Origin of the sequence: Synechococcus sp. R55.3 (assembly GCF_047461975.1) — a bacterium.
Taxonomy (GTDB): Bacteria; Cyanobacteriota; Cyanobacteriia; order Thermostichales; family Thermostichaceae; genus Thermostichus.
On sequence record NZ_JANSIG010000028.1, the window covers coordinates 1 to 1,714 of the forward strand.

1 protein-coding gene and 1 pseudogene are annotated in these 1,714 nt (G+C 60.7%); both read left to right on the top strand.

What is annotated here, in order from left to right:
- A pseudogene (locus NW849_RS06285) lies at positions 1-1,098 on the top strand (alpha-amylase); the annotation flags it as partial.
- 47 nt (positions 1,099-1,145) lie between these two features.
- The coding region (locus NW849_RS06290) for an SOS response-associated peptidase (RefSeq protein ID WP_414356649.1) at positions 1,146-1,714 on the top strand (569 nt) is incomplete at its 3' end.

Below are 1,714 nucleotides of genomic sequence, written 5' to 3' on the forward strand. Positions count from 1 at the left end.
GGCCGCTACCTGCTGGAGCACCATCCCCAAGTGCGGGTGCCGCGGCTGCTGGGATCCCTGGAGTATCGCCGTCGTCGCGGGGCCCGTGGGTTTGATCCCGCCGATCAGCCCATTACCCTGGCCATTTTGCAGGAGTACATCCCCAACGAGGGAGATGCCTGGCACTACACCCTGGACAGCCTGGGGCAATTTTTTGAGGCGGTGCTGGTTCACTACCAAGAGGTGGATCCCGTGCCCGTGCCGCAGGGATCCTTCTTGGAGCTTTCCCAACAGCCCTTGCCGGAGCTGGCCTACGCCACCATCGGCAGCTACCTAGAATCGGTGCGGATCTTGGCCAAGCGCACCGCCGAGCTGCACATCGCCCTGGCTGCCGATACGGAGAACAAAGACTTTGCCCCAGAGCCTTTCTCCAGCCTGTACCAGCGCTCCGTTTACCAGTCCATGCGCAACTTGGTGGGGCAGGTGTTTCCGCTGCTGTTCGCGTCAGCGGGACGGAGTCCTTATAAGCAGCTCCCCAAGCTGCCGGAAGCAGAGGCCAACTTGGCTCGGGCTGTTTGCGACCAAGAAGGGGAAATCATGAGCCGCTTCCGCCTGATCCTGGAGCGGAAGATCACCGCCCTGCGTACCCGCTGCCACGGGGATTATCACCTGGGCCAGGTGCTGTTTACCGGCAAAGACTTTGTCATCATCGACTTTGAAGGGGAGCCGGCCCGCTCTTTGGGCGAACGGCGTCTCAAGCGTTGCCCCTTACGGGATGTGGCGGGGATGCTGCGATCCTTCCACTATGCTGTCCACACAGCTTTGCGCCAGCAACTGGAGAGCGGCTTGGTCTGCGCCGACCACTGCCCCGACATGATGCGGTGGGCCCAGTTTTGGCACCGCTGGGTCTGCGCGGGCTTTTTGGCCGAATATCTGCAGGTGGCTTCCCAAGCGGCTTTTTTGCCCCGCAGCCTGCAAGAGATAGAGGTGTTGTTGGACGCCTATCTGCTGGAAAAAGCCATTTACGAGCTGGGCTATGAGTTGAACCACCGCCCCGAGTGGGTGGAGATTCCCCTGCGCGGGATCTTGCAACTGCTGGGCATTTCCACCAAGGTTTAGGGGATCCTGTCGGCAGGCCATTTGGGGTGAGCGACTGGGGGACAAACATGTGTGGACGGTTTAGCCTGGCAGTGGCCCCAGAAGTGCTGATGCAGCATTTCGGCTTGCCGGTGGCAGCAGAAGAAAGGGCAGTTGTCTCCCGGTACAACATCGCCCCTTCTCAGCCCGTGCTGGCGATGATTGAGCTGGGATCCCTTCAGCGCAAGGCAACCCATTTTCGCTGGGGCCTGATCCCCGCTTGGAGCCAAGCCGCCAAGGCCGGGTTGATCAATGCTCGTTCTGAAACGGTGGCCGAGAAGCCTTCTTTCCGCGAAGCTTTCCGCCGTCGTCGCTGCCTGATCCCGGCAGATGGCTTCTACGAGTGGGCCGACCAGGGTACAGGCAAGAAGGGCAGACAACCCTACTGGTTTCACCTGGTGGATCGACCGGTATTTGCCTTTGCCGGGATTTGGGAACGCTGGCGCAGCCCAGAGGGAGTGGAGGTGGAAACCTGTGCCATCCTCAACACCGCTGCCAACCGCCTGATGCGGCTTTTTCACGAGCGGATGCCCGTGATTTTGACGGAAAACGACTACGACCTTTGGCTGGATCCCCAGGTGCAGGATCCCAAGCTGCT